We start from the raw sequence: 24232 nt of genomic DNA on the forward strand, positions 1-24232 counted from the left end.
TCAGGTGAACTTGAACAGGCGCGCGGGATTGTCGACCAGCAGCTTCTGCTGGATGGCGGCATCGGGCGCATAGAGCGGGATCAGATCGACGATCTCGCCGTCATTGGGCATGACCTTGACGTTGGGATGCGGCCAGTCGGTGCCCCAGATCACGCGATCAGGCGCGTTGTCGATGAGCTTCTTTGCGAACGGCACGGCATCGTGGAACGGCTTGCCTGCGGCGGACGCGCGCTCAAGACCGGTGATCTTGACCCAGCACTTCTCGTCTTTCCTCTGGAGATCGAGCAGTGCGGTGAAGCCTGGATCGTCGAGCCCCTTGGCCGCCTGCACCGTGCCCATGTGGTCGATGACATAGCGCGTCGGCAGCGCGGTCAGGATCGGCGCGAACTCCGCGATCGTGCCCGGCTCGAAATAGACGTCGACGTGCCAGCCGAGTTCGGCGACGCGATGCACGATGCGCTGGAACTTGGTCATGTCGCCGACGCCGCCGAGCCGCTTCAGGAAGGCAAAGCGGCAGCCGCAGATGCCGCCCTTGTCCAGCGCCTCGAGCTGGTGATCGGACATCTCGTCCTTGACGTTGGCGATACCCTTGTAGGCACCCTCGCTTTGAGCGATGGCGTCGGTCACCACGCGATTGTCGGTGCCGTGCACCGTGGCATTGACGATGACGCAGCGATCGACACCGATCTTCTCGTGCACGGCACGGAAGGCCTCCAGCGGCGCATCAGCGGTGTTGTAGGGACGGTGTTCGGCGAACGGATAGCGGGCGGCCGGCCCAAAGATGTGCGTATGCGAGTCGCAGGATTTCGGCGGCAGCTTGAATGCCGGCACCTTTGGATTTGGGTCCGGCGGATCGATGGTCGGGATCGCCTTGGCCGGCTCGGCCGCCTGCCCGCACGCGCTCGAAGCCCAGGCGGCCATCGAAGCGCCCGTCAAGAGTTGCAAGCAGGCCCGCCTGTTCATTCCGCATCCCCAGTCAAATGCCGCCGGTTGCGGACAAGGCGAGCCTTACGCCCCCTGTCCGTAGGCGGTCGTCTACGTCTTGTTGCTTGCTGCCGCGCGCCGACGTGCCGGCGCGGCCTGATCGAGTGCCGGCGCCTGGAACGAGGCCACTGTTGCCTGAACGAGCTGCTCGATCGCAGCGGCCGCATCGCTGCCGTCGGCCTCGCCGCGTGAAAGGCGCGAGACGCGCTCCGGCGTCACCAGCGAGTAATAGAGTGCGCCAAGCAGGAAATGGCTGCGCCAGACGATCTCGGTGCGCGGCACATGTGGCAGGCTCTCGTGGATCGCGTCGATGAAGGCGTGGCTGGTATCGTCGAAGGTCTGCGCGATGATACGCCGCGCCACCTCGTTACCCTCCGCCGACATCACGGCGCGAAGCCGCGTGAACCGGGCCCCGCCGCCGGCGAGATCGCTGCCCGAGGTGAAGGCTGGCACGACGTAGGCACGCACGATCGCTTCCAGCCGGTCCTGGAGATCGCGCACGCGCTTGGCGGCCGCGAGCAGCTCGGACCGGCGGAGATTCATCGGCCCGCAGTGGCGGCGATAGATCTCAAGCAGCAGACCGTCCTTGGTCTTGAAATGATAGGTGACGCTGCCGGGGTTGGCCCCGGCGGCCTGCGCGATGTCGCGCACCGACACGGCGTTGAAGCCGTTGGTCGCGAACAACTCTTCTGCTGCAGCGAGGATCGCCTCGCGCATGTTCGGCTTGCGGGCCGTCTCTTTGCTGGTGGGCTTGCGTACCATGTTATTTGTACTATCGTACAAAAGATAAGGTCTCGTCAACAAAAACGATGGGCGGCGCCTGGGCGGTCCGAGACGGGCGCCCGGATACGCGCCCCGAGGAGCGCTGGAACATGCTGGGTTTGAACAAGAAAATCACAACTTTACTGCTGGGCACGGGCCTGCTGCTGGCCGCGAGCGGCGCACAGGCCGACAATTTCCCGAGCAAGCCGGTCCACATCCTGGTGCCCTATGCGGCCGGCGGGGCGGTCGACGTGCTCGCCCGCACGATCGGCCAGGCGCTGGCCAAGAGCTGGGGCCAGCAGCCGGTGATCGACAATCGCCCCGGCGCCGGCGGCATTATCGCCTCGCAAGCGCTGACCCAGGCGCCGCCCGACGGCTACACGCTGATCCTGGTCGCCAGCGGACATCCGCTCAACCAGTTCATCTATCCGAGCCTGCCCTACGACACCTTCAAGGACTTCACCGCGATCAGCGAGATCGCCTCCTCGCCGCTTGCCATCGTCGTCGCCAAGGACAGCCCGTACAAGAGCCTCGGCGATCTCCTGGCTGCTGCGAAGAAGGAGCCGGACAAGCTCTCCTACGGCATGTCCGGCAACGGCACCTCCGCGCATCTTGCCGGCGAGCTGTTGAAATACATGGCCGGCGTGAAGATCGTCTCTATTCCCTACAAGGGCGGCGCGCCTGCGCTGACCGCCGTGATCGCCGGCGAAATCCCCCTCAGCCTCAACCCGCTTGCCGAAGCGATCGGCCAGATCGAAGGCGGCCCGGTGCGTGCGCTCGCCGTGACCTCGACGCAGCGGTCAAAGGCCCTGCCCGATGTTCCGACCGTCGCCGAAGCAGGCGTATCAGGCTACGACGTCTCGGTCTGGTGGGGATTTTTGGCGCCGGCGAAAATGCCGCCTGAGATCGTGGCGAAGCTCGAAGCCGACTTGAAGACGGCGCTGCAAGACCCGAGCGTGCTGTCGACCCTCGACAAGATCGGTGCGACGCCGGTCGGCTCGTCGTCGAAGGAGTTCGATGCCTACATGCATGCGGAGGCGACCAAATGGGAGCCGGTGCTGAAGGCCGCGAACATCCGGGCGCAATGACATGACCGGCCTTGGCCTGGCGCGCCTTGCACGCACCGTACTCGTTGCCGTCGTTGCGTCGGGCCTTGCCGGCGCCACAGCAAGGGCCGACGTCGAGGCGCAGATCCTGGCGCCGTCGGGCACGCTGCGCGTCGGCGTCTATCCGGGCAGTCCAACCTCGATGGTGACCGACGCCGCCGGCAAGCCGCATGGCCTGAGCTACGACCTCGGTGCGGAGCTCGGAAAGCGGCTTGGCGTGCCCGTCGACTACGTCAGGTATCAGCGTGTCGCCGACATCGTCAGCGCGATTCACGACGGGCAGCTCGATTTCACCGTCACCAACGCGACCCCTGCCCGCGCCAACGACGTCAGCTTCAGCGAGCCCGTGCTCGCGATCGAGCTCGGATTCCTCGTTCCGGCAAACTCGCCGATCGCAGAGGTAGACGACATCGACCGGGCCGGCGTGAAGATTGGCGTGACCAAGGGCTCGACGTCGGAGCGCACGCTGCCGGCCAAGTTCAAAAACGCAACCATCGTTCCCGCCGAGAGCGTGAAGATCGCGGTCGCGATGTTCGTCCGCGGCGAGATCGATCTCTACGCCACCAACAAGCCGACGCTGTTCGAGATGTCCGACCAGATGCCGGGCGCGCGCATCCTCGAGGGAAACTGGGGGCTTGAGCAGATGGCGATCGCAATCCCGAAGGGACGCGAGAGCGCACTGCCTCTCCTCGATCGTTTCGTGCAGGACATCAAGTCCAGCGGCGCGCTCGAAACGATCGAGCAACAGGCGGGCTTGCGCGGAGCCGTCAACGCCAGGCGCAATTAGGCCTCGGCGCGCCGGCAACAGGAGCGCGGCACCGCATCGTTCGGGCCCGCGGCGTAGCCGCCGAGTTCAGCATTTCCCGTCGTGCAACCCGGACAGAATCCGGCTATCAAGGGCAATGCCCCGACGCACCGGCAGCGCCGATCTTCCTCTCCACACCGGACGGGTTCCGCCGTGGCTCGCAAGCCGCATGGCGTCGCTGGGCGCGATCGTCACGCAGGCGATCGTCCACCACTACGGCCGTGACGAGTTCATGCAGCGGCTGTCGCATCCCTTCTGGTTCCAGTCGTTCGGCGCCGTGATGGGGATGGACTGGCACTCTTCCGGCATCACCACCTCCGTGATCGGCGCACTGAAGCGCGGGCTTGCCCCGCTCCAGAACGAGCTCGGCATCTATGTCTGCGGCGGGCGTGGGCAGCATTCGCGCAAGACGCCGGATGAGCTCCTGACGCTCGGCGACCGCGTCGGCTTCGATGGCGCGAGGCTGACGCGAGCGAGCCGCCTCGTTGCGAAGGTCGACAGCGCTGCGGTCCAGGACGGCTTTGACCTCTATCTGCATGGCTTCTTTGTCACCGCCGACGGCAAATGGACGGTGGTGCAGCAGGGCATGAACGGCGAGAAGCGGCAAGCGCGCCGTTATCATTGGCACTCCGAGGCGCTGAAGAGCTTTGTCGATGCACCGCATAGTGCGATCGACGGCCCCGTGCAAGGCGAGATCGTCAATCTCACCGACCACCGCGCCGACGTCTCGCGCTCGGCGCAGCTCGAGCTGCTCTTCGATCTCGGCCCCGATCGCATCGTGTCCGAATTCGAACGCCTGAGCGGCGTCGAACCCGCGCAGGCCATGCTGCCGCACCTCATCATGCCCGCGCATCACGACGTAAGGCCGAAGGACGTCTTCGCGCGGCGCCTGCACGGCACATTGGCTGCAGCCGCCGAACGCGGTCCGGTCGATTTTCCGGAGCTGTTGCTGACGCCCGGTGTCGGCGCGCGCACCGTGCGCTCACTCGCGATGGTCGCCGAAGTCGTGCACGGCGCGCCCTATCGCTTCAAGGACCCGGCGCGCTTCTCGCTCGCCCATGGCGGCAAGGACCGCCACCCTTACCCCGTGCCGATCAAGGTTTATGACGAGACCATTCGTGTGCTCAAGGGCGCGATCGAGAATGCAAGGCTCGGGCGCGAGGAGGAAATGCAGGCGATCAAGCGCCTTGACGACCAGGCGCGGCGGCTGGAGCGCACCGCGCGCGGTCCATCGGTCGCAGCCTTCATTGCGGCCGAACGCGCGGCTTCACCGGAGCTCGACGGCCGATCCGTGTTCGGCTGGGAGCGCGATCTCCTCGCTTCGAAGAAGCTGACCGGCTCGTAAGCCGCCTAACCTTCGCCTTCGTCCTTGTCCTCCGCGAGGCGGTTTGCCGAGTGGTCCTGGTACTGCTCGGTCTGGATATATTTTCCGTCCATGCCGCGAATGTCGGAATGCTGCGCCTTGTCGCGGTTCGACAGGATCATGTTGTCGCCGATCTTGTCTTTCGAAACCTCCGTGAAAGCGCCGTTCCCCGCGCCCTTGCCATGCGTACCCGATCCAATATGCGTCTTGCCTCCGTGCGGCATGGATTGCTCCCTTGCTGTCCGCATGAGGGCCAACGCCTGCCCGGCAATGATTGTTTCGTGAACACGCGGGAAGATCGTCGCGACGCGGTTCCGATACACCGGCAGGGCGATGTCAATTTGCAACCAATTGCTCGACGTCGGCCGAGTGGGATTTGGCCGGGCGGTTCCCGCCGTCGTCGGCCACGACCGGCAGTTTCGCGATGGCGCGGATGCCCGGGCGCTTGCGCCAATGAACTTGCGACGCATCGATGGCGAGACCAAGCCGCGGCCATCGCGTGAACAAGGCCTCAAGCGCACAGGCCGCCTCGATCCGCGCGAGCTGGTGACCGAGACAGAAATGGATTCCGGTGCCAAAAGAGATGTGCCGGTTGGGCTTGCGTTCGAGATCGAGCCGCTCGGGAGCATCATGCACCGAAGGATCCATGTTTGCGGCCGCGAGCATGACCATGACGCGGTCGCCCTTGTTCAGACGCACACCTTCGAGCTCGAGATCCCGCCGCACATAGCGCGGCTTTGAGAATTGCACCGGCGAGACGAAGCGCAGGAATTCCTCGACGGCAAGGCCCGCGCGAGACCAATCCTGTTCCAGCCAATCGCGCAGGCCGGGATTTTTGAGAAGCTCATAAACGGAGCCGCTGATGAGATGCGTGGTGGTTTCCGAGCCCGCGGCCAGCAACAGGAACACCATCGAGACCATCTCGTCCGGCGAAATACGGCCGCCTTCCCGTTCGACCTGCACGAGCTCGGCAATCAGACCCTCGCCGCCCTGCGCACGTGCGATCCGCAATTGCTCTTCGAGATAGGCGCGCATCTTGCGGAACGCGAACAGCAGCCGAAAGAAGCTGACGACGTTCGTCAGCGAGGACATCGCATTGGCCCATGCGATGAATCGGGGTCGATCGGCCATCGGCAGGCCGAGCAGCTCGGAGATCACCGACAGCGGCAGGATCCGGGCGTAGCGCTGGACGAGATCGGCGGGGCTTCCTGCCGCGAACAGCTCGCCCGCGAGTCCATCGGCGATGGCGCGGATGCGCGGCTCCATCGCGACGATGGCGCGGCGGCGGAAGGCCTCGTCGACGATGCTGCGCAGCCGCGTGTGATCCGGCTCGTCCATCGTCAGCATGTTCTTGGCGATGGTCGTGACGAGTTTCGGCATCCACCACCGCAGGCCTGCAACCTTGCCGTCCTCCTTGCGCAGTGTGAACGTCGCGCTGTCCTTGAGCACTTCCGCCGTGGCATCGTGGGTGGTGGTGACCCAGACGTCGCCGATGAGGGGAAAACGAGTCGCGACCACGGGCCCGGAGGCGCGCAGCGTCGCGATTCCCTTGGGCGGGTCGCGAAAAAAGGCGTCGCTGGTAAAGTCGATGCGCGGTGTCATGGGTCACCGCCCTTGTTGATGGCGCCTCAACCAGATGGTGTGCGCAGTCGCCGGCGCAAGGGCTGGAACGTCGATCAAAAGAAGGCGATCAGCCGCGCCCGGGCGAGCGTGGCCCCGCTTTGCGCTGGTTGGTGTAGGCGTCCCAATGGCTCCAGCTCCCATTGCTGAGGCTTTGCAGGTCGGTCGCGAGCGGGCGGCGCGTGCGCTTCTCGTAGTCGGCAATCGCGCGTTCGGATTGCGTGATCTTGCGCTTGAGTTCCACGATCGCCTTCTGGGTCTGTCCGTTGCGCTTGGATGATGCGACCTCGCCCATCGTGAAGCGCGCCGTCTCGAGCGCCTTCAACTCGGCGCGGTTCTTCTTCACCTGAACTCGGTGCCAGGCGATGTTGCTGTCGTTGTCCGCAACCATTTAGGAACTCCGCTGATTCGGCGTTCCCATAATATCGCCTGCCGAATCGACGCCGCAACGGGCGCCGGGCGGCAAAAATGCGGCTTTATTGCGCGGTGGGCATGATCCGGAAAAGTGTACGGCGGTTTTCCGAGAAGATCATGCCCCAAACAAGAGCCTGTTCAGCGCTCGGCAAAGGCCTTCTCGACCACGAATTGCGCCGGCTCGCCATGATTGCCCTCGACGAGGCCGCGCTCGGTCAGGAGCAGGCGGGTATCAGTGACCAGCGCCGGGCTGCCGCAGATCATGACGCGGTCGTGGGCCGCCTCAATCGGCGGCAGGCCGATGTCGGCAAACAGCTTGCCCGAGGTGATGAGATCGGTGATGCGGCCGCGGTTGCGGAAGGGATCGCGGGTGACGGTCGGGTAATAGATCAGCTGGTTGCGGATGTAGTCGCCGAGCAACTCGTCCTTCGGCAGCGTCTCGGTGATCATCTCGCCATAGGCGAGCTCCTTGACGTGCCGGCAGCCGTGCAGGAGCACCACCTTCTCGAACCGCTCATAGGTTTCGGGATCCTTGATCACGCTCAGGAACGGCGCGAGACCCGTGCCGGTGCCGATCAGGTAGAGATTGCGGCCCGCTTCGAGATTGTCGATCACCAGCGTGCCGGTCGCCTTGCGGCTGACGATGATCTCGTCGCCTTCCTTCAGGTGCTGGAGGCGCGAGGTCAGCGGGCCATCCGGTACCTTGATCGAGAAGAACTCCAGCGTGTCCTCGTAATTGGCGCTGGCGACGCTGTAGGCGCGGAGCAGCGGCTTCTCACCGACCTTGAGCCCGATCATCGTGAATTCGCCGTTGCGGAAACGGAAGGTCGGGCTGCGCGTGGTCTTGAAGCTGAACAGCGTGTCGGTCCAGTGGTGGACGCTGAGGACGCTTTCCTGGTTGAAATTGCTCATCTCACCCTTCCCTTGCCGGCGCGCAGGCGATTGTCAGCTATGCGTCATTCGTATACGATCGTTCGTATACAAATGAATAATCCGGCTTGATCCTTTGGTCAAGGCTGCCCAAGATCGCGAGTGTTGCAGTTAGGAATAAGGAGCCTTTCCATGGCGCATGACGCACCCCAGGCCACCGGGCCTTCGAAGCTCGTGATCCGCAATATCGGCCTGATTCTGTCGGGCGCGCTGGAGAAGCCGATCCTGGATGGCGACACCATCGTCGCCGAGAACGGCAAGATCACCGCGATCGGCCGATTCAAGGACGTCAACACGGAAGGAGCAACCACCATCGTCGACGCAAACGGCACCACGGTCGCGCCGGGGCTGATCGACAGCCACGTCCACCCCGTCGCTGGAGACTGGACGCCGCGCCAGAACCAGATCAACTGGATCGACAGCTACCTCCACGGCGGCGTGACCACCATGATCTCGGCCGGCGAGGTGCACATGCCCGGCCGGCCCCGCGATGTCGTCGGGTTGAAGGCGATGGCCATATTCGCCCAGCGCGCGTTCTGGACGCTGCGTCCGGGCGGCGTAAAGGTTCACGCCGGTGCGCCCGTGATCGAGTGCGAGATGGTCGAGGAGGATTTCAAGGAGATGGCCGCTGCCGGCGTCAAGCTGCTCGGCGAGGTCGGCCTCGGCGGCGTCAAGGACGGCCCCACCGCGCGCAAGATGGTCGGCTGGGCGCGCAAATACGGTATCCAGAGCACGATCCATACCGGCGGCCCGTCGATTCCCGGCTCCGGCCTGATCGACAAGGATGTTGTGCTGGAGGCCGACACCGACGTGGTTGGTCACATCAATGGCGGCCACACCGCCCTGCCCGACGACCAGATCCGCTGTATCTGCGAGGGCTGCAAGCGCGGGCTCGAGCTCGTGCACAACGGCAATGAGCGCTCGGCGCTGTTCACGCTGCGCACCGCGCGCGAGATGGGCGACCTCCACCGCGTCATCCTCGGCACCGACGCGCCGGCCGGCTCCGGCGTGCAGCCGCTCGGCATTTTGCGCATGGTCTCGATGCTGTCCTCGCTCGGCGAGCTGCCGGCCGAGATCGCGTTTTGCCTCGCCACCGGCAACACCGCGCGGATGCGCGAGCTCGATTGCGGCCTCATTGAAGTAGGCCGCTCGGCCGATTTTGTCATCATGGACAAGGCGCAACATTCGCCGGGCAAGAACATCCTGGAGAGCGTTCAGCTCGGCGACCTGCCCGGCATCGGCATGACTATTATCGACGGCATCGTCCGCACCCAGCGCAGCCGCAACACTCCGCCGGCGGGGAAGGTGCCGGAGGTGGTGGCGAAGTGACGCAGCCGGAGCGGCGCGCCGCTCCGCATCGTCCCTCGACAGCATTGAACAAGTCGCGGGCCTGCTGCGTCTAACGCAGGCAGCCCCTGGTGGCGGCAGTTCAATGCTGGACCATCGAGGGAGACATGAAGAGTTCACTACGGATTGCCGCCGGCGTCGCTGGTGCGGTGGCTGGATTCATCGGCACGATCGGGCTGCTCGAGCTTACCGGCTTCGGCAATCGCGCGGACCCGATCACGACGGGCCTGCTTGCGGTGTTCGTCATCGCGCCTGCCGGTGCGATTGCAGGCCTGGTGCTCGCGACCAAGCTGACGACACACAAGGACGCCAATGCTGGCATCCTCACCCGCAACAGCCTGAAGTCGCTCGGTGTCGTCGCCCTCCTCTGCGTCGGCGCCAGCGCCACTTACCTGGCCGTCGCGTACATGACCGCCACGCCCTGGCTCAATCGGAACGGCGCCACCCCCTTGCTCGTGTTCGAAGTTCGTTTGCCAGCCGGCGTCATGGTGCCGACCTCAGCTCAAGGCATTGCCATCGAACTGCAGACCGACCTCAACACCATGCCGGGCGAAGTGACACCGGCCGCCTTCTATCGCGATGGCGACCAGCCTGTCATCGCAGGCGAAGTCGAGCTCGCGTTTCGAACCTCGCACCGGCAGCTCGCCATCACCATCGCGGGACAACCGAGCCGGGTCTATCCGATCGGACTATCTGCCTGGGCGCCGCACACGCCGGAGTTCGGAACGTGGCGGCGGCTCAGCGACGGCAGCGAAATCCGCTACCGCGCCAAATGGCCGGGGAAGACGTAATGCGCTGAAGATCAGCGAGACTTGGGTATCTCACAGCGCACATAGGTCTGGCGCTTGGCCTGTCCAACCGGGCCATTGTCCATCACCAGCCTGCCATCCGCAGCGATGGAGACGCGCGGATTGGAGCGAAACTTCTCGCCCTCGCCTTCACAGGCAAGCCGCATCTTCCAGCTCAGCCTCCCATCGGCAGTGATCTCGCTGGCGCGGCACCGCGTCTCGTACCAAAAGAGGCGATTGCCGCCTTCGATGCTCATGCGGTTGGCACTGTCCTCGTCGCGGCAGTCCATTTTGGTCGACGCCCAGAACCCTTCGTAAGGCTGCGTGGCCCAGGCACGAGCGCACCCGCCCGCCAGCGCCGTAGCAAGACTCAAAATCATCGCAAACCGCGTCGCCGCTCTCATGCCGGAAACCTCGACAAAACCCTCATCGAGGTTAGTCGCGCCTCAGCGCAGCTTGTTCAACAGCGCCATCAGCATCTCGCGCTCCCTGGCGTCGAGCGGTGCCAGCGTCTCGCGGGTGATCGCGAGCGCATTCGGCGCGACCTTCTCCGCAAGCTGCTGACCGGCGCGCGTGAGGCTCACGAGCAGCCGCCGTCCATCCTCCGGATCCTGACTTGTCTCCGTCAGCCCGCGGGCGCTGAGCCGGTCGATCACGCCCTTGATGGTCGCAACATCCATCGCGGTGAGCCGTCCGAGCTGGTTTTGCGAGCAAGGCCCGGTCTCGGCGAGCTTCGACAGCGCCGCCCATTGCGTCGGCGTGAGGTTGGTGCCGATATCACGGGCAAAGATCGCGCTGTGACGTTGCCAGACCTGGCGCAGGATGAAGCCGACCTGCTCATCGAGCACATAAGGCGGCTTGGCCTGCCTGACACTCTTCTTGGCTGCGACGCCTCTCGCCATTCCCGCCCCGCCCCTTCACAATGACAAATGCGCGTCGCGGATATCCGGGCGCGCATCGAGCTCGGCCATCGTACCACCGAAACAGATTCGGCCACGCTCGATGATATAGGCGCGATCGGAGATCAGCTTTGCAAAATGCAAATTCTGCTCGGAAACGACGATGCTGACGCCTTCCTTCTTCATGGTCAGGATCGCATCGACCATCTGCTCGACGATCTTGGGCGACAGCCCCTCCGACGGCTCGTCCAAGAGCACCAGCGATGGATTGCCCATCAGCGTGCGGGCAATGGTCAGCATCTGCTGCTCGCCGCCGCTCATGCGGCCACCCGGCCGGTTGCGCATCTCGTTCAGGTTCGGGAATAGCGAGAACAGCTTTTCGCGCGTCCAGTATGGCGCGTTCGGCCGCTTCGGCTGGCGGCCGACCTCGAGATTCTCCTCGACCGTGAGGTCGGTGAAGATGCGGCGCTCCTCCGGCACGTAACCGAGCCCGCCGCGCACGATCTCATGCGTCGGCCGGGCCGAGACGTTCCTGCCTTCGAACATGATGCGGCCCGAGCGCTGCGCCACCAGACCGACGATGGAGCGGAAGGTCGTCGATTTGCCGGCACCATTGCGTCCGAGCAAGGCGACCACCTCGCCGTCACCGACCTCGAGGGCGACGTCGAACAGGATATGGGCCGGACCGTAATGGCTGTTGAGCCCCTCGACCGTGAGCTTCATGTTGAGGCCCCCTCGCGATGGCGGGCGTCGTAGACGAGGCCCTCGCCGAGATAGACTGCCTGCACCTGCGGATTGCCCCGCACCTCCGTCGGTGGCCCCTCGGCGATCAGGGTGCCGCGGTTGAGCACGATGATGCGATCGGCATGCTCGAACACGACGTCCATGTCGTGCTCGGTGAAGAGCACGCCGATGGATTTCTCCCGCGCGATGCGCGCGGTGAGCCGCATCAGGTCGATGCGCTCGCGCGGCGCCATGCCGGCGGTCGGCTCGTCCATCAGCAGGAGCTTTGGCTCGTTGGCAAGCGCAACCGCAAGCTCGAGCCGCTTGAGGTCGCCATAGGCGAGCTCGCCGCAGGGACGATCCGCATAGCCCCCCATGCCGACCAATTCCAACAAGCGCACGGCCTCGTCGCGGTCGAACCGCGGCGCCGAGCCCCAGAGATGGAACAGGTGCTTTTGATGCGAGATCAGCGCGACCTGCACGTTCTCGCGCACCGTCATGGTCGCGAATGTCGCGGTGATCTGGAAGGTGCGGCCGACCCCGAGGCGCCAGACCTCGCGCGGCTTCTTGCCCGTCGTATCCTCGCCGAGCAGACGAATGCGCCCGGCGTCCGGTCTGTTCTGGCCATTGAGCATGTCGAAGCAGGTGCTCTTGCCCGCGCCGTTCGGCCCGATCAGCGCCAAGATCTCGCCGGCGCGCAGCTCGAATGAGACGCCGCGCACGGCGTGGATGCCGCCATAGGATTTGGTCAGGCCTTCGACCGCGAGAAGTGTGGGGGCGACGCTCATTCGGCGGACCCGATCGGTTTGGCGAGCAATGTCGAGCCCGGCGGCGAGGATCCCTTGCGCCGCTGCGCAAGCATTTCCAGCATGCCGACGATCCCCTTCGGGAAGACGACCACGATCAGCACGATGAAGGCGCCGAGCACGAGCTTTGACAGGTCGGTCTGGCTGACGAGCCAGATGTTGAGCGCCTTGTAGACGATCGCGCCGATCACCGCGCCCGACACCGTCTCGACGCCGCCGAGCAACACCATCACGAGCGCATCGACCGAGAGCGAGATACCGAGATTGTCGGGGAAGACGCTGCCCTTGAGGTAGTCGAACAGCGCGCCGCCAATGCCGGCCGTCGTTCCAGCGATGACGAACGCCGTCCACTGCATGCGCTTGACATTGATGCCGATCGCCTCGCTGCGCAGCGCGGAGTCCCGCGTGGCGCGCAACGCGTAGCCGAATGGCGAGAACACCGCGATGCGCAGCGCGATCGTCACAAGCGCGGCGACGCCGAGCGCCAGCCAGTAGAAATGCGATGGGCTCGCCGCCCAGCTCGAAGGCCAGACGCCCAGAATGCCGTTGTCGCCGCCGGTGACACTGACCCACTGGAACGCGATCGACCATACGATCTGCGCAAAGGCGAGCGTCAGCATTGCGAAGTAGACGCCCGAGAGCTGCACGGCGAAGAAGCCGAACACCGCCGCGCCGGCAAGACCAAGCAGCGGCCCCACCAGCAGGCAGACGATCATCGGCAGTCCCGCCATCTTGGCGAGAAACGCGACGCCGTAGGCGCCGAGGCCGAAATACGCCGCGTGCCCGAAGGATGCGAGGCCGCCGACCGCCATCAGGAAATGCAGGCTGACGGCGAAGATGACGAAGATCGCGATCTCCGATCCGACTGTCAGCGCGTAGTTACCGGCGAACAGCGGCAACGCTGCTGCGACGACGAGCGCGGCAAGCGCAGCCAGCCGTTCGTTCGACGTCAGCGGACGCCAGGGATTGACGGTAAGGCCCGGCGTGCGGCGCGCCGGCGCCTCAGGCCTGCCGAACAGCCCCCAGGGACGCACGATCAGCACCACCGCCATCACCAGGAAGACCAGGATGATGGAAATCTTCGGAAAAATCAGGATGCCGAAGGCATTGAGCTCGGAGACCAGCACCGCCGCGACGAAGGCGCCCACGATACTGCCGAGACCGCCGATCACGACGACGACGAAGACCTCGACGATGATGCGCAGGTCCATGGCGTGATGCACGGCATCGCGCGGGATCTGCAGCGCGCCGCCGAGCGCTGCGAGGAAGACGCCAACCGCGAAAACTGACGTGAACAGCCATTTCTGATTGACGCCGAGCGCCGCCACCATGTCGCGGTCCTGCGTCGCCGCCCGCACCAGCACGCCCCAGCGGGTGCGCTGGAACAGCAGCCAAAGGATGCCGAGCACGACCGGGCCGAGCACGATCAGGAACAGATCGTAGCTCGGGATGTTCTGGCCGAAGAAATCGACCGCGCCCTTGAAGCCCGGCGCGCGACGGCCAACAAGGTCATCAGGCCCCCAGATCAGGACCACGAGGTCCTGGACCATCAGGGTCAAGCCGAAGGTCGCCAGCAACTGGAAGAGCTCGGGAACGTGATAGATGCGGCGGAGCAGCACCATTTCGACGAGGACGCCGATCAATGCCACCGCGAGCGCTGCGACAACGATCCCGCCCCAGAACCCGAACGCACCGGACAAGCGGTCCGTGAGCGTGAACGCTATGTAGGCGCCGATCATGTAGAAGGCGCCATGCGCAAAGTTCACGATCCGCGTCACGCCAAAGATGATCGACAGGCCCGAGGCCACCAGGAACAGCGACGCTGCGCTGGCGAGTCCGGTCAGAAACTGTACGACGTAAAAGGCCATCGGCGGTCCGGGTTGGGTTTCTGTGCGCTCCCCGCGCGGGGAGCGATAACTTCGTAGGGTGGGTTAGCGAAGCGTAACCCACCACTTCTTTCGCCGCGGGACAGACCGTGGTGGGTTGCGCCTTCGGCTACCCCCCTACGACAGCGGAGAAACTCAATCCTTCGGACGGAGCTTCTCGACCTCGGCGTCACTCGGCAGATAATCCGCACCCTTCTTGTAGGACGAGTCGACCATCACGCCCTTGCCGTCCTTCAGCGCGGCCTTGCCGACGAACGCGCCGAGCGTCGACTGGTGATCGATCTTGCGGAAGGTGATCTCGCCGAAGGGCGAGCCTACCGAGAGGCCCTCGGCCGCCGCGATCAGCTTTTCCGGATCGGTCGAGCCGGCCTTCGCCAGGATCGCGGCCGCCGACTTGATGGTCTGGTAGCCGACGATCGAGCCGAGTCGTGGATAGTCGTTGTACTTGGCCTGGTAGGCCTTCAGGAATGCGTCGTGCTCGGGCGTCTTGATCGAGTACCAGGGATAGCCCGTCACGATCCAGCCCTCGGGCGTCTCGTCCTTGAGCGGATCGAGATATTCCGGCTCACCGGTCAGGAACGAGACGACTTCGCGTCCCTTGAACAGGCCGCGGGTATTGCCTTCGCGCACGAGCTTCACGAGATCGGCGCCGAAGGTGACATTGAGGATCGCTTCCGGATTGGCTTGGGCGACTGCCTGCACCACCGGGCCGGCGTCGATCTTGCCCTGCGGCGGCCACTGCTCGTCGACCCACTGGATGTCGGGACGCTTCTCCGACATCAGCTTCTTGAACACGGCGACCGCCGACTGGCCGTATTCGTAGTTCGGCGCGATCGTCGCCCAGCGTTTTGCCGGGAGCTTTGCCGCGGCCTCAACCAGCATCGCGGCCTGCATGTAGTTCGAGGGACGCAGGCGGAACGTGTACTTGTTGCCCTTCGACCAGGTGACGGCATCCGTCAGCGGCTCGGCGGCGAGGAAAAATACCTTCTTCTGGTTGGCGAAGTCGCTCACGGCAAGGCCGATGTTCGACAGGAACGTGCCCGCGAGCATCGCCACGCCTTCGCTCGATACGAGTTCGTTGGCCGCGGTCTGCGCGTCGGCGGGCTTGCCGCCGTCGTCCTTGGAGATCACGACGAGCTTCTTGCCGTTGATGCCGCCGGCCGCGTTGATCTCCTCGACGGCAAGCTGCCAGCCCTTGCGGTAGGGCTCGGTAAACGCCGGCAGCAGCGAGTAGCTGTTGATCTCGCCGATCTTGATCTCCTGCGCCTTCACCGAGCTGGCCATACCACCGGCCAACAGCGCGAATGCCGCGCCCACAAAATACTTCGTTGCTCGCATCCCAACCTCCAGTGTTTTAAGACTCTATTTCTTGAGCATGATCTTATCGGAAAACCGGTTCCCACTTTTCCGGATCATGGTCTAACGCAGCCCGTCTTCGCCCTTGATTTCGGCAACCGTCAACCCGCCGACCCGCGGCAGCGGACGGCCGCTGTCGGTGACGGCCACCGCGACCATGATCTCGTTGCCCCGCGGCGCGTCGTTGATCTGCACTTCCATGCCGTCGAAATGGCTGCGCACGAAGGCCGCGTCCTTGTGGCCCAAGGGAATGTCGAGCGTTGTGCCGGGACCGCTGCGCTTCTTCGACGACGGGATCAGCGCCGCGCCCTTGCTCAGGACCTTGCGCACCGGCGCGCCCATCTTCGGATGCAGGATCGCGGCCGCATGCTCCAGCTCGCCGTTCTCGCCGACGGCGGCGGCCTTGCCGTAGCTCTGCACCTTCGAGCCTTCGATGCCGAGCGCCGCCACCGCGCGCTTCGACAAGAGGTCGCCGAGCTCCTCGCCGATCGCGATCAGCGGCGACAAGTCCTCGACGTATTTTCCGGCGAAGGGATTCTCGATCACGGCGATCGCCGCGGCGCGTCGGGTCGGCGGCGACACCGACCTCCCCATCTCCATCTGCGTCTCTTCGACGACCGTGACGATCTTGCGGATGATCGCGCTCATGTCGGTTTCCCTAGATTCGTTTCCTGATCAGGCATGGACCGCGTTCTCCAGTGCAGGCGGGCGCGATCGTCGCCGTTCAATATCCTTAGGTCCGATGACAAGCATATCACCACATAGCCTGAGCACGGCACCCTCGATCAGTCCGCGATCGAACAATTGCCGTGCACATTCTGCGCCAAATTCCAGCGCATCACGAACTTCTGTCTGCGACAATGCGCCGACCTCGCGGGTGACGAGACGCGCGCCGAGATCACTGTCGGGCTGAATCTCGTTCGCCGGACAGCGCTTGACCGCCGGATGGTTGGGCAGATCGACCGCATTGGCGATGACGGTCGCTGCCGCATCGGCTTGCGAGGCCGTCGTTGCCAGCACCGTCACTGCATCCGCGATACCGAGCGAGAAACTGCGGCCATGGCGCCCGCTGGTCGCGATGCCGCGGACCGGATCGTCGGCCTCGATCGTCATCGCCCGCATCACGCCGTCGCGGTCGGGTCGATCCATAAGGCCAACGGTGAAGCGCTCGCCCTCACCCAGATGAAGCGCAATGTCGCCGCCATCGTTGACATAGGCCTGCTCGAGATGCGCTGCACCGAGCATCGCACCCAAAATCTCCTCCGATACGCTGCCCGCGACCGCGGCCATCGGCGTGATGAAGCAATCGCCGGCATAGGGAGCAACGGCGCCGTGCATGCGCCGTGCGACGACGCCTTTCAGGGAACACTGCGCCGGCTGCGCCGCCTTGCGCAATTCCGTCAGCTCCTCGCAGAGCTCATCGAGCAGCCCGGTGAAACGCCGCGCCGCCGCCTCATAGGCCGCGCGCACCTGATGCTCGGCTCCCCTCGCCTCCACGATCAGATCAATCGGACCATCCTGCAAATGCAGCCGCCGGCCATCAGACAGCAATGCGATTTGCGGGAGCCTCCTCATGCGCGCCGCCCCGGGATCGGGTTCTGCCACGGCACCTGGCGGATATCATCGCTCTCCTGGACCTCGGATAGCGGACGCACATGGTCCATGTGGCCCCCGAGCGCGGCATAGTCGGATAGCCTCATCGTGAACTCGATCGGCGCGACAAGAGCCGGGGTCGGCACATAGCCGAACGCACCGGCCGGCATCTGCGTGACATCAACCATGTAGGTGATGCCGCCGCCGGGCCAGACATAAACCGGCGCACCGCCGCTGGTGACGCGCGTCAGCGCATCCTTCACCGAGCGCGTCAGCCGCACCGGATTGTCGGTGACGCCGGCGCGCAAGGAACCGCCGGCCCCCGCCATGAACAGCACGGTGCACAGGGCCGGCTCGCAATTTTCCTGAATGCGCTCGACCGAGAATCGCAAATCCGCCGGCATCTCGGTCTCGACCGGCTTCAAGGCATCGTCGAGCACATAGTAGGACGCGTGCTCGCCGGTCGTGGAGACCATCAGCATGGTCAGGCCGGGTTTCGCTTCCTTGGCGTCGAAGGGACCAAGGATCGACAGCGGATCGGAGATGTTGGTGCCGCCCCAGCCCGTGCCGGGATCGGCGACCTGAAAATAGCGGCCGGGCGTCGAGCGCCGGCCCTTCATCTTGATGCCGGTGTCGGCGATGTCGAGCAGCTTGCCGGCCTGGTGCTCGCTGAGCACACCGGTGATGTGGTCATCGACCACGACGACCTCATCGACCTTGCCGTGCCACTGCTTTGCGAACATGCCGATCGTCGCCGAGCCGCAGCCGACCCGCATGCGCTCTTCCTTCACGCCGTTGACAATCGGCGGCTCTCCCGCCTGCACCACCACCGTCGCGCCGCCGTCGATCGTGAACTCGACCGGCTTGCAGTTGGAGAGGTCCATCAGCGTGTCGCAGGTGACGCGGCCTTCCTTCTTGGAGCCGCCGGTCAAATGATGCACGCCGCCGAGCGACAGCATCTGCGACCCATATTCGCTGGTCGTGACGTGGCCGACCGCCTCGCCCTGCGCCCGCACGACCGCGCTTTCCGGGCCGAGATAGCGGTCGGTATCGATCTTCACCTTGACGCCGCAATAGGAGAAGATGCCCTCAGTCACGACGGTGACCATATCGACGCCATCGACTTCCGATGAGACGATGAACGGCGCCGGCTTGTAGTCGGGATAGGTCGTGCCCGCGCCGATCGCGGTGACGAAGGTCGAGGGTTCATGGACGATCTTGCCGTCCCAATCCTCTGACCGGCTGAACGGCACCAGCTTGCCGCCATGCGACACCGTGCGCTCGAGGATGATATGCGGATCGACGCGGACGAGCTTGCCGTCGTGATTGGCGTAGCGGTCGCAGGCGCCGGCCGCGCCGGGCTTGATGTAGCACATCACCGGACAGGCATCGCAGCGGATCTTGTCGGAGGCAGCGCTCGTCGCTTCAGTCACCATGTCAAAGCCAGCGGATCACGGGGCTTATCATTCGTATACGAACGATGTTGCGCGCGATGCCGGAAGCTGTCAAGCGGCGCCACCGGCAAAACCGTGAGGCTGCCGAATAAAACCTCATCTGCCTGCCCGCCCTGTCCACAAAGCGGGCAACCGCGCTGCAGTGCGGCATGCGGTGCTTGCACGTTTGTGTACAAACGGTATCGTCGGGCTTCGCAATTTGACATGCGCGCGCACCGCGCCGGGACCAGAGATGACGCAGACCATGATCCGCCTCACCGTGAATGGCAGGATCCATGACGTCGCCGCCGCGCCGGAGACGCCGCTGCTTTATGTGCTGCGCAACGACCTCGCGCTCAACGGTCCCAAATATGGCTGCGGCCTCGGCGAATGCGGCACCTGCACTGTCCTGATTGATGGCGCGGCCGCGCGTTCCTGCGTCATTCCGATCGGCGGTTGCGCCGGGCGCGACATCGTGACGCTCGAGGGGCTCGGCACGCGCGAAAATCCCGACCCGGTGCAGCAGGCCTTCATCGACGAGCAGGCCGCGCAATGCGGCTACTGTCTCAACGGTATGATCATGTCCACGAAGGCGCTGCTTGCGATCAACCCTCAGCCCACCGAGCAGGAGGCGATGGCGGCGCTGCGCTACAATCTCTGCCGCTGCGGCACGCATGTCGAAATCCTGCGCGCCGTGATGCGCGCATCTGGCCAGCTCGCCGAGGCCGGTGATTGATGGCCTCCGCTGTTTCGAATGGAACTGAGCGGCGCTCCGGTTCGCTCGTCATCGCCCGCGCGCTCGACGATGGCACGTCCGAGACCTTCGTCCGCATCACCGCGGACGGTTCAGTCAGCGCCTATAACGGCCATGTCGATCTTGGCACCGGCATCCGCACCGCGCTCGGCCAGATCGTCGCCGAAGAGCTCGACGTGTCCTTTGCCCGCGTCGTCGTGGTGCTCGGCGATACGGCCGTCGTGCCGAACCAGGGCGCGACGATTGCGAGCGAGACGATCCAGATCACCGCCGTTCCCCTGCGCAAGGCCGCCGCGCAAGCGCGGCATTTTCTGATCGCGCGCGCCGCTGAGCGGCTGGAGCTGCCGGCTGCGGATCTCAGCATTGAGGATGGGTTGGTTCGCGGCCACAACCGTAGCGTCAGCTTTGGTGAGCTGATCGGCGATGAGATCATCCGTCTCGAGCTCGCCGAGGACGTGCAGGTCAAGCCCGTCGGCGACTACACCATCGTCGGCCAGTCCGTGCCGCGCGTCGACCTGCCAGCGAAAGCGACGGGCGAGCTGACCTTCGTGCACGACATCCGCGTTCCCGGCATGCTGCACGGCCGCGTCGTGCGCCCGCCCTACGCCGGCGTCGATGCCGGACCGTTCGTCGGCACCAGCCTGATCGCGGTGGACGAGTCCTCGGTGCGCGATATTCCCGGCCTCGTCGGCGTCGTGCGCATCGGCGACTTCGTCGGCGTCGTCGCCGAGCGCGAGGAGAATGCGATTCTGGCCGCAAGCCGGCTCAAGGTGACCTGGAAGCCGACACCCGCCCTGCCCGATCTCGCCGATCTCGAGACTGCGCTACGCGCCAACCCGTCGACGCCACGCACGCTGATCGACAAAGGCGACGTGAGCGCAGCTATCGCCGCCGCCGCCAAGCCGATGCAGCGCACCTACGTCTGGCCCTACCAGATGCATGCCTCGATCGGGCCTTCCTGTGCCGTTGCCGATTTTCAGGACGGTCGCATTCGGGTTTGGTCCGGAACGCAAAACCCGCACATCCTGCGCACCGACCTCGCCTTGCTGATCGAGCGGCCCGAGTCCGAGATCGAGGTGTTCCGGCTCGAGGCCGCCGGTTGCTACGGCCGCAACTGCGCCGATGACGTCACCGCGGATGCACTGCTGCTCTCGCGCGCGGTCGGCCGGCCCGTGCGCGTGCAGTTGACGCGGGAGCAGGAACACGCCTGGGAGCCGAAGGGCACTGCGCAGCTCATCGATGTCAATGGCGGGTTGAACGCCGACGGCGGCGTCGCCGGTTACGATCTCGCCACGCGCTATCCTTCGAATGCCGCGCCGACTCTTGCGCTGCTTCTCACCGGCCGGGTCTCGCCCGAGCCCGACGTGCTCCAGATGGGCGACCGCACCGCGATCCCGCCCTACGACTACGATCACATGCGCGTCGTCGCGCACGACATGCCGCCGATCGTGCGCGCCTCCTGGCTTCGCGGCGTCTCGGCGCTGCCGAACACCTTTGCGCATGAGTCCTACATCGACGAGCTCGCGACTGAAGCCGGTGTCGATCCGATCGACTATCGCCTGCGCTATTTGAAGGACCGGCGCGCGGTCGATCTCGTCAATGCGGTCGCCGAGCGCGCGGGCTGGACACCGCGGCCGGTGCGGCAGGACAAGAACGGCGAGATCGTGCACGGGCGCGGCTTCGCTTACGCGCTCTACGTGCACAGCAAGTTTCCCGGCTATGGCGCGGCGTGGTCGGCATGGATCGCCGACGTCGCCGTCAACAAGGCGACCGGCGATGTCAGCGTCACCCGCATCGTCGCCGGCCAGGATTCCGGACTGATGATCAATCCGGACGGCGTGCGTCACCAGATCCAGGGTAACGTGATCCAGTCGACCAGCCGCGCGCTGATGGAAGAGGTCTCCTTCGAGCGCGGAGCGGTCGCGGCGCGCGAATGGGGCGCCTACCCGATCATCCCCTTCCCCGACGTGCCCAAAATCGACGTGCTGATGCTGCCGCGTCAGGACCAGCCGCCGCTCGGCGTCGGCGAATCCGCCTCGGTGCCGAGCGCTGCGGCGATCGCGAATGCGATCTTCGATGCGACCGGCGTACGTTTCCGCGAGCCGCCGTTCACGCCGGAGCGCGTTCTCAGGGGTTTGCGTGGCGACGCGCCGCCTGAGCCTCAGGCGTTGCCTGCACCGGCGGCCGCGCCTGCTCGCTCCTGGATAAATCCGTTTGCAAAACGCACCGGCGTCTTCGCGACGGCGGCCGCGCTCTGCACGGCCGCGATCGGCATCGGCGCCGCCATGCTGCCGGGCCGCGCCATCGCGCCGATCGCGCGGCCCGATGCGTCTGTCTATTCGGCCTCGACGATCGCGCGCGGCGCAGAGCTCGCCGCGCTTGGCAATTGCGCGGAGTGCCACACCACCATAGGCGGCGCATTGAACGCAGGCGGCCGCGCGCTGGAAACGCCGTTCGGTACGATCCACAGCACCAATATCACCCCCGACGTCGAGACCGGCATCGGCGCATGGTCCTATCCGGCCTTCGAGCGCGCGATGCGCGAGGGACTGCATCGCGACGGCCGGCAGCTCTATCCTGCATTCCCCTACACGCATTTTGCGAAGACAAGCGACGCCGACATGCAGGCGCTGTACGCGTACCTGATGGCGCAGTCCGCAGTGCGTGCAACCACACCGGACAACGCGCTCGCCTTCCCGTTCAATCTTCGCCCGCTGCTGGCCGGCTGGAATGCGCTGTTCCATCGAACCACGACGCTCAAGCCGGATCCGGCCAAGTCCGAGCTCTGGAATCGCGGCGCCTATCTTGTCGAAGGCCTCGGCCATTGCAGCGCCTGCCATTCGCCGCGCAATGCGCTCGGCGCCGAGCAGCGCAGCTCCTATCTTGCCGGCGGCTTCGCCGAGGGCTGGGAAGCGCCGGCGCTGACATCGCTGTCGCGGGCGCCGGTTCCCTGGAGCGAGGACGAGCTTTACGCCTATCTACGCACCGGCCATTCGCGTTTCCACGGCGTCGCAGCGGGCCCGATGGCGCCGATCGTGCGGGATCTCGCCGCCCTGCCCGATCACGACATCCGCGCGATGGCGGTCTATCTCGGCTCGTTCAACGACACCGCGATCGACCGACAGGCGCAGGACGCGCTAGCGGCCCAGCTCGAGAGCGCAACGCAAGTCACCGTCGCCCCGTCAACCGGCGCGCGGCTCTATCAGGGCGCCTGCGCCGTCTGCCACGAGGTCGGCGGCTTGCCGCTGTTCGGCAGCCGGCCGTCACTGTCACTCAACAGCAATCTGCACAGCGCGACGGCAGACAATCTCGTGCAGGTCATCCTGCACGGCATCACCGAACCCGCCTCAAGCGACCTCGGCTACATGCCCGCGTTCAAGCACAGCATGAGCGATGCGCAGGTCGAGGAGCTCATCACGTTCCTGCGCAAACAGTTCGCGCCGGACAAGCCGGCATGGACGGGCATCAGGGAGACGATCGCACGCGTGCGCACGCACTAGGCGTGCTTCTTCGTCTCCACCGGCGGCGTGCCGTGGGTGTGGAAGGACTCGATCGTCTTCAGGCCCCAGGCCTGGCCTTTCTTGCGCTCCTCCTCGGTCCATACGATCGGCTTCCAGTCGGGCGCGAGGATGAGGCGCGCGCCGGCATTGGCGACCTCGACGCGATTGCCGCCGGGCTCATAGACGTAGAGGAAGAAGGTCTGCTGGATCGCGTGCTTGTGCGGGCCGGTCTCGATGTAGACGCCGTTCTCCAGGAAGATGTCGGCGGCGCGCAAAATCTCCTCGCGACTGTCGAGCGCGTAGGTGACGTGGTGGAAGCGGCCGGGCACGCCGGAATGGTCGAGCGAATAGGCAAAATCGTAGCTCTTGTTCGACATCGTCAGCCACATCGCGGCTTCCCGGCCGTCGTTGAGCACGATCTGCTCGGTGAGGCGGCAGCCGAGATAGGTCTCGAAGAACTCGCGGTTGGCCTTGATATCGGCCGCGAGGCAGTTGAGATGGTCGAGGCGGCGCACATTGACGCCGCGCGCGGGAAAGCGCTGCGCCTGGTTCTTCAGCGCGGGCTTCAGCTCGGGCGGAGCCTGATACCATTCGGTCTCGTAATAGAGCTCGACGATGTGGCCGTCGGGATCGCGGCAGCGGAAGGTCGGCCCCTGCCCCATATCGCCGTCGATCCAGCCAATATCGAAGCCGGAACCCTTGAGCGCCGCGACGCGCCGCTCCAGCGCCTGCTGGCTGCGCGCGCGCAGCGCCATGTGACCCATGCCCGAGGTGTTCGACGCCGTGAGTTTTAGCGAATAGCGCTCATAGTCATCCCAGCCGCGCAGATAGACCGACTCGCCTTGTCGTCCGCTGACGGTCATGCCCATGACGTCGACGAAGAATTTCAGGCTCTCGTCGGGCTTGGGCGTCAATAGCTCCATGTGGCCGAGATGGGCGAGATCGAGGATCGGTTCGGGCTGCATCATTTCCTCCATGGCATGTCGGGCGATCCGCTCTCCACGGATCCCGGAATTTCGACGCGGGCTTGCGGATGCCACGGCGGAACCTGCACGCGCGCGGGCGGCCTGCCGGCCGCCGGTTCATTTGTACTAATGTACAAATGATTAGGTCTCGTCAACAAATAGAAGCGCCCTCTTCCCGCACTGGGCTGCACCGCTCCG

The 24232-nt window shown here is 65.2% G+C and carries 23 protein-coding genes; 7 read left to right on the forward strand and 16 right to left on the reverse strand.

The window, feature by feature from the left end:
- Entirely contained in the window at nt 1–963 is a 963-nt protein-coding gene (locus Q2941_RS05015; protein ID WP_458191812.1) for an amidohydrolase family protein, read from the reverse strand.
- A 72-nt stretch (nt 964–1035) separates the two neighbouring features.
- A complete protein-coding gene (locus tag Q2941_RS05020; RefSeq protein ID WP_027523699.1) occupies nt 1036–1746 on the reverse strand; it encodes a TetR/AcrR family transcriptional regulator in 711 nt (236 codons plus the stop codon).
- 110 nt (nt 1747–1856) lie between these two features.
- Here Q2941_RS05020 and Q2941_RS05025 point away from each other — a divergent pair, with 110 nt between their 5' ends.
- From Q2941_RS05025 to Q2941_RS05035, 3 genes are all read left to right on the forward strand, one after another.
- On the forward strand, nt 1857–2834 hold the full coding sequence (locus Q2941_RS05025) for a tripartite tricarboxylate transporter substrate binding protein (protein ID WP_458191813.1): 978 nt from the start codon (nt 1857–1859) through the stop codon (nt 2832–2834).
- Nucleotide 2835: 1 nt separating this feature from the next.
- A complete protein-coding gene (locus Q2941_RS05030; RefSeq protein WP_458191814.1) occupies nt 2836–3639 on the forward strand; it encodes an ABC transporter substrate-binding protein in 804 nt (267 codons plus the stop codon).
- Between the two features lie 115 nt (nt 3640–3754).
- On the forward strand, nt 3755–5002 hold the full coding sequence (locus Q2941_RS05035; RefSeq protein WP_027523696.1) for a DUF763 domain-containing protein: 1248 nt from the start codon (nt 3755–3757) through the stop codon (nt 5000–5002).
- Between the two features lie 5 nt (nt 5003–5007).
- Here Q2941_RS05035 and Q2941_RS05040 read toward each other — a convergent pair whose 3' ends face one another.
- The 4 genes from Q2941_RS05040 to Q2941_RS05055 form a co-directional block, all read right to left on the reverse strand.
- Entirely contained in the window at nt 5008–5244 is a 237-nt protein-coding gene (locus Q2941_RS05040; protein WP_027523695.1) for a hypothetical protein, read from the reverse strand.
- Between the two features lie 112 nt (nt 5245–5356).
- Entirely contained in the window at nt 5357–6622 is a 1266-nt protein-coding gene (locus Q2941_RS05045; RefSeq protein ID WP_027523694.1) for a cytochrome P450, read from the reverse strand.
- 88 nt (nt 6623–6710) lie between these two features.
- The gene (locus Q2941_RS05050; protein WP_027523693.1) at nt 6711–7031 is read right to left on the reverse strand and encodes a hypothetical protein; all 321 of its coding nucleotides are present in this window, start codon (nt 7029–7031) and stop codon (nt 6711–6713) included.
- 161 nt (nt 7032–7192) lie between these two features.
- The gene (locus Q2941_RS05055; protein WP_458191815.1) at nt 7193–7966 is read right to left on the reverse strand and encodes a ferredoxin--NADP reductase; all 774 of its coding nucleotides are present in this window, start codon (nt 7964–7966) and stop codon (nt 7193–7195) included.
- 150 nt (nt 7967–8116) lie between these two features.
- Here Q2941_RS05055 and Q2941_RS05060 point away from each other — a divergent pair, with 150 nt between their 5' ends.
- A complete protein-coding gene (locus tag Q2941_RS05060; RefSeq protein WP_027523691.1) occupies nt 8117–9313 on the forward strand; it encodes an amidohydrolase family protein in 1197 nt (398 codons plus the stop codon).
- A 125-nt stretch (nt 9314–9438) separates the two neighbouring features.
- Nucleotides 9439–10122, forward strand: a complete 684-nt coding sequence (locus Q2941_RS05065) for a hypothetical protein (protein WP_458191816.1) — start codon at nt 9439–9441, stop codon at nt 10120–10122.
- An 11-nt stretch (nt 10123–10133) separates the two neighbouring features.
- Here Q2941_RS05065 and Q2941_RS05070 read toward each other — a convergent pair whose 3' ends face one another.
- From Q2941_RS05070 to Q2941_RS05110, 9 genes are all read right to left on the reverse strand, one after another.
- On the reverse strand, nt 10134–10523 hold the full coding sequence (locus Q2941_RS05070; RefSeq protein WP_458191817.1) for a hypothetical protein: 390 nt from the start codon (nt 10521–10523) through the stop codon (nt 10134–10136).
- 42 nt (nt 10524–10565) lie between these two features.
- Nucleotides 10566–11021, reverse strand: coding sequence for a MarR family winged helix-turn-helix transcriptional regulator (locus tag Q2941_RS05075; protein ID WP_458191818.1), 456 nt, complete (start codon nt 11019–11021; stop codon nt 10566–10568).
- 15 nt (nt 11022–11036) lie between these two features.
- Nucleotides 11037–11741 carry an ABC transporter ATP-binding protein gene (locus Q2941_RS05080; protein ID WP_458191819.1) on the reverse strand — a complete coding sequence of 235 codons (705 nt, stop codon included), beginning with the start codon at nt 11739–11741 and terminating at the stop codon, nt 11037–11039.
- On the reverse strand, nt 11738–12529 hold the full coding sequence (locus Q2941_RS05085; RefSeq protein ID WP_458191820.1) for an ABC transporter ATP-binding protein: 792 nt from the start codon (nt 12527–12529) through the stop codon (nt 11738–11740). The genes Q2941_RS05080 and Q2941_RS05085 overlap by 4 nt, the downstream gene beginning before the upstream one ends.
- A complete protein-coding gene (locus tag Q2941_RS05090) occupies nt 12526–14415 on the reverse strand; it encodes an ABC transporter permease (protein WP_458191821.1) in 1890 nt (629 codons plus the stop codon). The genes Q2941_RS05085 and Q2941_RS05090 overlap by 4 nt, the downstream gene beginning before the upstream one ends.
- A 153-nt stretch (nt 14416–14568) precedes the next feature.
- On the reverse strand, nt 14569–15771 hold the full coding sequence (locus tag Q2941_RS05095; protein ID WP_458191822.1) for an ABC transporter substrate-binding protein: 1203 nt from the start codon (nt 15769–15771) through the stop codon (nt 14569–14571).
- A gap of 81 nt (nt 15772–15852) precedes the next feature.
- Nucleotides 15853–16437 (reverse strand): amino acid synthesis family protein, encoded by a 585-nt coding sequence (locus Q2941_RS05100; RefSeq protein ID WP_027523683.1) that lies wholly within the window; start codon nt 16435–16437, stop codon nt 15853–15855.
- Between the two features lie 27 nt (nt 16438–16464).
- The gene (locus Q2941_RS05105; protein ID WP_458191823.1) at nt 16465–17364 is read right to left on the reverse strand and encodes a UPF0280 family protein; all 900 of its coding nucleotides are present in this window, start codon (nt 17362–17364) and stop codon (nt 16465–16467) included.
- Nucleotides 17361–18818, reverse strand: a complete 1458-nt coding sequence (locus Q2941_RS05110; protein ID WP_027523681.1) for a hypothetical protein — start codon at nt 18816–18818, stop codon at nt 17361–17363. The genes Q2941_RS05105 and Q2941_RS05110 overlap by 4 nt, the downstream gene beginning before the upstream one ends.
- 250 nt (nt 18819–19068) lie before the next feature.
- On the opposite strand from Q2941_RS05110, the gene Q2941_RS05115 reads away from it, so the two are divergent.
- On the forward strand, nt 19069–19551 hold the full coding sequence (locus Q2941_RS05115; RefSeq protein ID WP_027523680.1) for a (2Fe-2S)-binding protein: 483 nt from the start codon (nt 19069–19071) through the stop codon (nt 19549–19551).
- Nucleotides 19551–23069: a molybdopterin cofactor-binding domain-containing protein gene (locus Q2941_RS05120; protein ID WP_458191824.1), complete on the forward strand. Its 3519-nt coding sequence runs from the start codon at nt 19551–19553 to the stop codon at nt 23067–23069. Before Q2941_RS05115 ends, Q2941_RS05120 begins: the two co-directional genes overlap by 1 nt.
- On the opposite strand, the gene Q2941_RS05125 is transcribed toward Q2941_RS05120, so the two are convergent.
- Nucleotides 23066–24034, reverse strand: coding sequence for a catechol 2,3-dioxygenase (locus Q2941_RS05125; RefSeq protein ID WP_027523678.1), 969 nt, complete (start codon nt 24032–24034; stop codon nt 23066–23068). The two genes, Q2941_RS05120 and Q2941_RS05125, sit on opposite strands and share 4 nt — an antisense overlap.
- Between the last annotated feature and the right edge of the window lie 198 nt (nt 24035–24232).

This window comes from Bradyrhizobium sp. UFLA05-153 (assembly GCF_054185185.1).